Consider the following 8,364-nt stretch of genomic DNA (forward strand, 5'->3'; position numbering starts at 1 on the left):
GTGGTTTAGTTTACCAGTGTGGCAAAGATGCCAAAAGAGAGGAAAATAAAATTAGCGCGCTTCGAGGGCAAAGACTTCAAAACCGGAGGCAGTCACCCGCCAGCGGACGTTGAAATCCAGCAGCCAGACGGCATACGTTTTTCCCGCTTGTTCCTCTTTTCGGTAGGCCGGACGCGGATCCTGCGCCAGCACCTCGCGGATAAACGCTTTGATATACGGGTAGCGTTTTTCCAGCGTGAGTAACTGTGCGTCTATTTCCGGCGTAAAGCTGACGTTCATACCCGCCAGCGGCGCCTGCTGTGCATAGCTGGCGCTGGCGTCCGGCAGGGCTTCGGCGAAAGGAAGATACGGTTTGATATCAACCACCGGCGTCCCGTCGACGAGATCGAGGCTGCCGAGTTCCAGTATTACCTGATCTTTCTGACAGCGAATGCCCTTGAGCTCAACGAGCGACATGCCGATGGGATTAGGGCGAAACGTTGAACGGGTGGCGAAGACGCCCATCCGCGCATTGCCGCCCAGTCGGGGAGGTCGCACCGTCGGACGCCAACCGCCTTCCATTGTCTGATGAAACACAAACAGGATCCACAGATGGCTGAAACTCTGCAGGCCACGCACGGCGTCGGCCTGGTTATAGGGCGCGACCAGATGGAGTTCTCCGCCGCCGTGTTTCACCAGGCCTGGCTGGCGAGGAACGGCAAACTTCTCTTTATACGGCGAACGGATGACGCCTATTTGCGCGAACTGAAATGCGCTCATTGCGCCGAGACGTTAAGCGCTGAACCCAGGCAAACGGCCTGACGGTAGCAGCCTGGCGTACCGCTGGTCACTTCGCAGCGGTGAAGCAGGACGGCATTAGCTTTCATACGCGCGGCATTAATTTGCAGGCGCTTGCGCGCGGTGGGGATATTCGGCGGAGAATCCTGATTCGAAGCCTGGCAGGACTCGCCAGATACTTCACCCAGATCGCGGAACGGTTTACCAATCAGCTCTGACGCATCGGTGTAAATACGTACTGGGGCCGGGCGGGTGGCGCGCGGTTTGCTCGGCTCAGATTTAACCGGCGGGGTTGCAGTGCTTTGAGCAGGCTCAACGGGAGATCTGCTTAGCATGGAACAACCGCTTAACATGAGTGCTAACAAACAGATCGGTAAAGCACGCATAGTATTTCCTCAATGAATAAAAAACAGGGCGTTATTGAATCAGGTACTTGCATAAATGACAAGACGGGCGTGAAGCCCGTCCTGAATGATATTACGGTGAGAAAAGATTACCAGCCTTTCACGGCACCGCCGTTAAAGATCTTGTTCGCTGCTTCGTAAACTTCATCGCTCTGGTAAGCCTGAACGAATTTTTTCACATTCTCAGCATCTTTATTGTCTTCACGCGCCACAATCAGGTTCACGTAAGGAGACTCTTTACCTTCAACAAAGATGCCGTCTTTCGCCGGGGTCAGGCCAATCTGGCTGGCGTAAGTGGTGTTGATAACGGCCAGCGCAATCTGCGCATCGTCCAGGGAACGCGGCAGCTGCGGCGCCTCCAGTTCAACAATCTTCAGGTTTTTCGGGTTCTCGACGATGTCCAGCGAGGTCGGCAGCAGGCCCACGCCGTCTTTCAGTTTAATCAGACCGACCTGCTGCAGCAGCAGCAGGGAACGACCGAGGTTAGTCGGATCGTTAGGGACGGCGATCTGTGAGCCCGGCTGCAGTTCGTCCAGCGATTTGATTTTCTTCGAATAACCCGCGATCGGGTAGACGAAGGTGTTACCGACAGCCACCAGCTTATAGCCGCGGTCTTTAATCTGCTGATCGAGATACGGTTTATGCTGGAAGGCGTTCACGTCGATATCGCCTTTGCTCAGCGCTTCGTTCGGCAGAACGTAATCGTTGAAGGTCACCAGTTCTACGTCAAGGCCATACTTCTCTTTTGCTACTTTCTGTGCAACTTCAGCGACCTGCTGTTCCGCCCCGACGATAACGCCGACTTTAATATGATTCGGATCTTTTTCATCCTGACCGCAACCCACCAGCGCCAGAGAACCGATTAACGCGCCAACTGCCGCAAAAGTTTTGAAATTAAAGGCCATGTTATTTCCTTCCTGTAAGAATGAGTGTTGTCTGCCAATAACGTTATTTGTGAGTCACAGCCCGGACGATGCGATCGCCAGAGAATTGAATTAAATAAACCAGAACAACCAGCAATACCAGTACGGTATTCATCACGGTGGCGTTATATCCAATATAGCCATACTGATAACCAATCTGACCCAGGCCACCGGCGCCCACCGCGCCGCCCATTGCGGAATAACCCACCAGCGTGATGAGCGTGATGGTGGCGGCGTTGACCAGACCCGGCAATGCTTCAGGTAGCAGGACTTTGCGCACGATCTGCAGCGGCGTGGCGCCCATCGCGCGGGAGGCTTCAATAAGGCCGGTGGGGATTTCCAGCAGGGCGTTCTCCACCATGCGGGCGATAAACGGCGCGGCGCCAACTGTTAATGGCACAATCGCTGCCTGCAGGCCGATAGAGGTACCGACGATCACGCGGGTAAACGGAATCATCCAGACCAGCAGGATAATGAACGGGATGGAGCGGAAAATATTCACCAGCGCCGACAGCGTACGGTACAGTTTGGCATTGGCGACGATTTGCCCCGGACGGGTAACGTACAGCAGCACGCCCACCGGCAGGCCGAGGACAAAACCGAAGAAGCCAGAGACAAAAGTCATTGCCAGCGTTTCCCATACGCCGCGCAACAGCAGCCACATCATTGCCTCAGACATAACCCAATACCTCTACTTTTACATGATGTTCCTGCAGCCAGGCGATGGCCGCCTGAGTGTCTTCCTGTGTACCGTGCATTTCGGTGAGCATGATGCCGAACTTCACCCCGCCGGCATAATCCATCTGCGCGCTGATAATGTTGTTATTCACATTGAAGCGACGCGCGGTTTCAGAGAGCAGCGGCGCATCGACGGAGTGGCCGGTAAATTCCATGCGCAGCATCGGTACGCTATCCGCTGTGGCGGTAGGTTTCAGGCGCGCCTGATAGTCATCCGGAATATCGAGGTGCAGAGTGGACTGAATAAACTGCTGAGCCAGCGGCGTCTTCGGATGGGAGAAGACTTCGCTCACGGTGTCCTGCTCGATCAGTTGACCATTACTAATGACCGCCACGCAGTCGCAAATACGTTTAACCACGTCCATTTCATGGGTGATCAACAGGATGGTCAGGCCCAGGCGACGGTTAATGTCTTTCAGCAGTTCGAGAATGGAACGGGTAGTGGCCGGATCCAGGGCGCTGGTGGCTTCATCGCACAGCAATACTTTAGGATTGCTGGCCAGCGCGCGGGCAATCGCCACGCGCTGTTTCTGGCCGCCGGAGAGGTTGGCCGGGTAGCTGTCGTGCTTATCACCCAGGCCGACAAGATCCAGCAGCTCCGTGACACGGCGTTTGATTTCAGCCTGCGGCGTGTTATCCAGCTCCAGGGGTAATGCCACGTTGCCGAAAACGGTCCGCGAGGCCAACAGGTTAAAATGCTGGAAAATCATGCCAATTTGACGGCGAGCGCGGGTTAGCTCTTTCTCCGACAGGGCAGTCAGTTCCTGACCGTCAACCTGTACGCTGCCCTCGGTCGGGCGCTCCAGCAGGTTCACGCAGCGAATCAGCGTACTTTTACCGGCGCCGGAGGCACCGATGACGCCGTAAATCTGTCCGGCAGGGACATGCAGGCTGACGTTATTCAGCGCCTGAATGCTGCGATTCCCCTGCTGGAATACTTTGGTGATATTGGAAAGTTTAATCATCAGTTATTTATTATCGTTTAGCCGTTTGCCGTGGCATTTTCTTCTGCCGTATCCAGGCGATGCCTGGCAATGAAATGGATGTTAAGGCATCCAGACGTCTAAATCAATCTGACTCTTTATAATGAGCACTTTCTTGCATGCGGAAACATGCGATACTAGCGGCACTAGTCTTTTTCAGGAGCAAACCGGTGGCAAAGTCAGTACCCGCAATTTTTCTCGACCGTGACGGCACTATTAATGTCGATCATGGCTACGTCCACGAAATCGACAATTTTGAATTTATCGATGGCGTCATTGACGCGATGCGCGAACTAAAAGAGATGGGCTACGCGCTGGTGCTGGTCACTAACCAGTCCGGTATTGCCCGCGGTAAATTTACCGAAGCCCAGTTTGAAACGCTGACCGAATGGATGGACTGGTCTCTGGCAGACCGCGGCGTCGACCTCGACGGTATCTACTATTGCCCGCATCACCCGCAGGGTGCGGTTGAGGAGTACCGCCAGACCTGTGATTGTCGTAAACCGCATCCGGGGATGCTGATTTCCGCCCGCGACTATCTGCATATCGATATGGCTGCTTCTTATATGGTAGGGGACAAACTGGAAGATATGCAGGCGGCAGCGGCTGCGGATGTCGGGACTAAAGTACTGGTGCGCACCGGTAAGCCCCTGACTGAAGAAGCGGAAAAAGCGGCGGATTGGGTGCTAAATAGCCTGGCTGAGCTGCCGGCGGCGATTAAAAAGCAGCAAAAATAAGCGTTGCGTTTAAAAGATGAGCGGTTGAAATAAAATTGTATTTTTCCGCTTGTCATTCCCGGAGAGCTCCCTATAATGCGCCTCCATCGACACGGCAGATGTGAATCACTTCACACAAACAGCCGGTTCGGTTGCAGAGAAAAATCCTGNNNNACGGGTTGACTCTGAAAGAGGAAAGCGTAATATACGCCACCTCGCGACAGAGCGCTAAAGCGCGTCGCAACTGCTCTTTAACAATTTATCAGACAATCTGTGTGGGCACTCAAAGTGACATGGATTCTTAACGTCCTCGGACGAAAAATGAATACCAAGTCTCAAGAGTGAACACGTAATTCATTACGAAGTTTAATTCTTTGAGCATCAAACTTAAATTGAAGAGTTTGATCATGGCTCAGATTGAACGCTGGCGGCAGGCCTAACACATGCAAGTCGAGCGGTAGCACAGAGAGCTTGCTCTCGGGTGACGAGCGGCGGACGGGTGAGTAATGTCTGGGAAACTGCCTGATGGAGGGGGATAACTACTGGAAACGGTAGCTAATACCGCATAATGTCGCAAGACCAAAGTGGGGGACCTTCGGGCCTCATGCCATCAGATGTGCCCAGATGGGATTAGCTAGTAGGTGGGGTAACGGCTCACCTAGGCGACGATCCCTAGCTGGTCTGAGAGGATGACCAGCCACACTGGAACTGAGACACGGTCCAGACTCCTACGGGAGGCAGCAGTGGGGAATATTGCACAATGGGCGCAAGCCTGATGCAGCCATGCCGCGTGTGTGAAGAAGGCCTTCGGGTTGTAAAGCACTTTCAGCGGGGAGGAAGGCGTTAAGGTTAATAACCTTGGCGATTGACGTTACCCGCAGAAGAAGCACCGGCTAACTCCGTGCCAGCAGCCGCGGTAATACGGAGGGTGCAAGCGTTAATCGGAATTACTGGGCGTAAAGCGCACGCAGGCGGTCTGTCAAGTCGGATGTGAAATCCCCGGGCTCAACCTGGGAACTGCATTCGAAACTGGCAGGCTAGAGTCTTGTAGAGGGGGGTAGAATTCCAGGTGTAGCGGTGAAATGCGTAGAGATCTGGAGGAATACCGGTGGCGAAGGCGGCCCCCTGGACAAAGACTGACGCTCAGGTGCGAAAGCGTGGGGAGCAAACAGGATTAGATACCCTGGTAGTCCACGCCGTAAACGATGTCGATTTGGAGGTTGTGCCCTTGAGGCGTGGCTTCCGGAGCTAACGCGTTAAATCGACCGCCTGGGGAGTACGGCCGCAAGGTTAAAACTCAAATGAATTGACGGGGGCCCGCACAAGCGGTGGAGCATGTGGTTTAATTCGATGCAACGCGAAGAACCTTACCTGGTCTTGACATCCACAGAACTTAGCAGAGATGCTTTGGTGCCTTCGGGAACTGTGAGACAGGTGCTGCATGGCTGTCGTCAGCTCGTGTTGTGAAATGTTGGGTTAAGTCCCGCAACGAGCGCAACCCTTATCCTTTGTTGCCAGCGGTTCGGCCGGGAACTCAAAGGAGACTGCCAGTGATAAACTGGAGGAAGGTGGGGATGACGTCAAGTCATCATGGCCCTTACGACCAGGGCTACACACGTGCTACAATGGCATATACAAAGAGAAGCGACCTCGCGAGAGCAAGCGGACCTCATAAAGTATGTCGTAGTCCGGATTGGAGTCTGCAACTCGACTCCATGAAGTCGGAATCGCTAGTAATCGTAGATCAGAATGCTACGGTGAATACGTTCCCGGGCCTTGTACACACCGCCCGTCACACCATGGGAGTGGGTTGCAAAAGAAGTAGGTAGCTTAACCTTCGGGAGGGCGCTTACCACTTTGTGATTCATGACTGGGGTGAAGTCGTAACAAGGTAACCGTAGGGGAACCTGCGGTTGGATCACCTCCTTACCTTAAAGAACCTGCCTTTGCAGTGCTCACACAGATTGTCTGATGAAAAACAGCAGTAAAAACCTCTACAGGCTTGTAGCTCAGGTGGTTAGAGCGCACCCCTGATAAGGGTGAGGTCGGTGGTTCAAGTCCACTCAGGCCTACCAAATTTGCGAAGCAAATTTGAAGAGGTTGCAAACGATGGGGCTATAGCTCAGCTGGGAGAGCGCCTGCTTTGCACGCAGGAGGTCTGCGGTTCGATCCCGCATAGCTCCACCATCTTTACTGCGAACACAAGAAAACTTCAGAGTGAACCTGAAAAGGTGCACTGCGAAGTTTTGCTCTTTAAAAATCTGGATCAAGCTGAAAATTGAAACGACACACNGTTNANGTGTGTTCGAGTCTCTCAAATTTTCGCGACACGATGATGTTTTACGAAACATCTTCGGGTTGTGAGGTTAAGCGACTAAGCGTACACGGTGGATGCCCTGGCAGTCAGAGGCGATGAAGGACGTGCTAATCTGCGAAAAGCGTCGGTAAGGTGATATGAACCGTTACAGCCGGCGATGTCCGAATGGGGAAACCCAGTGCAATTCGTTGCACTATCGTTAACTGAATACATAGGTTAACGAGGCGAACCGGGGGAACTGAAACATCTAAGTACCCCGAGGAAAAGAAATCAACCGAGATTCCCCCAGTAGCGGCGAGCGAACGGGGAGCAGCCCAGAGTCTGAATCAGCTTGTGTGTTAGTGGAACGGTCTGGAAAGTCCGACGGTACAGGGTGATAGTCCCGTACACCAAAATGCACAGGTTGTGAACTCGAAGAGTAGGGCGGGACACGTGGTATCCTGTCTGAATATGGGGGGACCATCCTCCAAGGCTAAATACTCCTGACTGACCGATAGTGAACCAGTACCGTGAGGGAAAGGCGAAAAGAACCCCGGCGAGGGGAGTGAAAAAGAACCTGAAACCGTGTACGTACAAGCAGTGGGAGCACCTTCGGGTGTGACTGCGTACCTTTTGTATAATGGGTCAGCGACTTATATTCTGTAGCAAGGTTAACCGTATAGGGGAGCCGCAGGGAAACCGAGTCTTAACTGGGCGTTAAGTTGCAGGGTATAGACCCGAAACCCGGTGATCTAGCCATGGGCAGGTTGAAGGTTGGGTAACACTAACTGGAGGACCGAACCGACTAATGTTGAAAAATTAGCGGATGACTTGTGGCTGGGGGTGAAAGGCCAATCAAACCGGGAGATAGCTGGTTCTCCCCGAAAGCTATTTAGGTAGCGCCTCGTGAATTCATCTTCGGGGGTAGAGCACTGTTTCGGCTAGGGGGTCATCCCGACTTACCAACCCGATGCAAACTACGAATACCGAAGAATGTTATCACGGGAGACACACGGCGGGTGCTAACGTCCGTCGTGAAGAGGGAAACAACCCAGACCGCCAGCTAAGGTCCCAAAGTCATGGTTAAGTGGGAAACGATGTGGGAAGGCACAGACAGCCAGGATGTTGGCTTAGAAGCAGCCATCATTTAAAGAAAGCGTAATAGCTCACTGGTCGAGTCGGCCTGCGCGGAAGATGTAACGGGGCTAAACCATGCACCGAAGCTGCGGCAGCGACACTATGTGTTGTTGGGTAGGGGAGCGTTCTGTAAGCCTGCGAAGGTGTGCTGTGAGGCATGCTGGAGGTATCAGAAGTGCGAATGCTGACATAAGTAACGATAAAGCGGGTGAAAAGCCCGCTCGCCGGAAGACCAAGGGTTCCTGTCCAACGTTAATCGGGGCAGGGTGAGTCGACCCCTAAGGCGAGGCCGAAAGGCGTAGTCGATGGGAAACAGGTTAATATTCCTGTACTTGGTGTTACTGCGAAGGGGGGACGGAGAAGGCTATGTTAGCCGGGCGACGGTTGTCC

6 protein-coding genes, 2 tRNA genes and 2 rRNA genes (1 of these 10 only partly in view) are annotated in these 8,364 nt (G+C 53.5%); 5 read left to right on the top strand and 5 right to left on the bottom strand.

Going from position 1 to position 8,364, the window contains the following annotated elements:
- Positions 1-51: 51 nt before the first annotated feature.
- From tsaA to metN, 5 genes are all read right to left on the bottom strand, one after another.
- On the bottom strand, positions 52-759 hold the full coding sequence (tsaA, locus tag VZP09_RS01120; RefSeq protein WP_032414548.1) for a tRNA (N6-threonylcarbamoyladenosine(37)-N6)-methyltransferase TrmO: 708 nt from the start codon (positions 757-759) through the stop codon (positions 52-54).
- The gene (gene rcsF / locus VZP09_RS01125) at positions 756-1,163 is read right to left on the bottom strand and encodes an Rcs stress response system protein RcsF (protein ID WP_328794846.1); all 408 of its coding nucleotides are present in this window, start codon (positions 1,161-1,163) and stop codon (positions 756-758) included. Before rcsF ends, tsaA begins: the two co-directional genes overlap by 4 nt.
- 107 nt (positions 1,164-1,270) lie before the next feature.
- On the bottom strand, positions 1,271-2,086 hold the full coding sequence (metQ, locus tag VZP09_RS01130) for a methionine ABC transporter substrate-binding lipoprotein MetQ (RefSeq protein ID WP_002889445.1): 816 nt from the start codon (positions 2,084-2,086) through the stop codon (positions 1,271-1,273).
- Between the two features lie 43 nt (positions 2,087-2,129).
- Positions 2,130-2,783, bottom strand: a complete 654-nt coding sequence (locus tag VZP09_RS01135) for a methionine ABC transporter permease MetI (protein ID WP_002889448.1) — start codon at positions 2,781-2,783, stop codon at positions 2,130-2,132.
- Complete coding sequence (gene metN / locus VZP09_RS01140; protein ID WP_002889450.1) at positions 2,776-3,807, bottom strand: methionine ABC transporter ATP-binding protein MetN; 1,032 nt, start codon at positions 3,805-3,807, stop codon at positions 2,776-2,778. The genes VZP09_RS01135 and metN overlap by 8 nt, the downstream gene beginning before the upstream one ends.
- Before the next feature lie 188 nt (positions 3,808-3,995).
- Between metN and gmhB the strand changes: the two genes are divergently transcribed.
- The 5 genes from gmhB to VZP09_RS01165 form a co-directional block, all read left to right on the top strand.
- The gene (gene gmhB / locus VZP09_RS01145; protein WP_002889452.1) at positions 3,996-4,562 is read left to right on the top strand and encodes a D-glycero-beta-D-manno-heptose 1,7-bisphosphate 7-phosphatase; all 567 of its coding nucleotides are present in this window, start codon (positions 3,996-3,998) and stop codon (positions 4,560-4,562) included.
- 368 nt (positions 4,563-4,930) lie between these two features.
- Positions 4,931-6,470, top strand: a 16S ribosomal RNA gene (locus VZP09_RS01150).
- A 69-nt stretch (positions 6,471-6,539) separates the two neighbouring features.
- Positions 6,540-6,616 (top strand) — tRNA-Ile (locus VZP09_RS01155).
- A gap of 36 nt (positions 6,617-6,652) precedes the next feature.
- Positions 6,653-6,728 (top strand) — tRNA-Ala (locus VZP09_RS01160).
- Positions 6,729-6,905: 177 nt separating this feature from the next.
- Positions 6,906-8,364, top strand: a 23S ribosomal RNA gene (locus VZP09_RS01165); it runs 1,443 nt beyond the window's last position.
- Together the 16S and 23S rRNA genes with 2 tRNA genes alongside form the textbook arrangement of a ribosomal RNA operon.

The organism is Klebsiella sp. EMBS2024, assembly GCF_036233805.1.
Lineage (GTDB): Bacteria > Pseudomonadota > Gammaproteobacteria > Enterobacterales > Enterobacteriaceae > Klebsiella > Klebsiella pneumoniae.

Excerpts from the sequence above, each read along its gene's own strand:
- tsaA (WP_032414548.1), bottom strand. The coding sequence starts at position 759 with ATGAGCGCATTTCAGTTCGCGCAAATAGGCGTCATCCGTTCGCCGTAT.
- rcsF (WP_328794846.1), bottom strand. The coding sequence starts at position 1,163 with ATGCGTGCTTTACCGATCTGTTTGTTAGCACTCATGTTAAGCGGTTGT.
- metQ (WP_002889445.1), bottom strand. The coding sequence starts at position 2,086 with ATGGCCTTTAATTTCAAAACTTTTGCGGCAGTTGGCGCGTTAATCGGT.
- VZP09_RS01135 (WP_002889448.1), bottom strand. The coding sequence starts at position 2,783 with ATGTCTGAGGCAATGATGTGGCTGCTGTTGCGCGGCGTATGGGAAACG.
- metN (WP_002889450.1), bottom strand. The coding sequence starts at position 3,807 with ATGATTAAACTTTCCAATATCACCAAAGTATTCCAGCAGGGGAATCGC.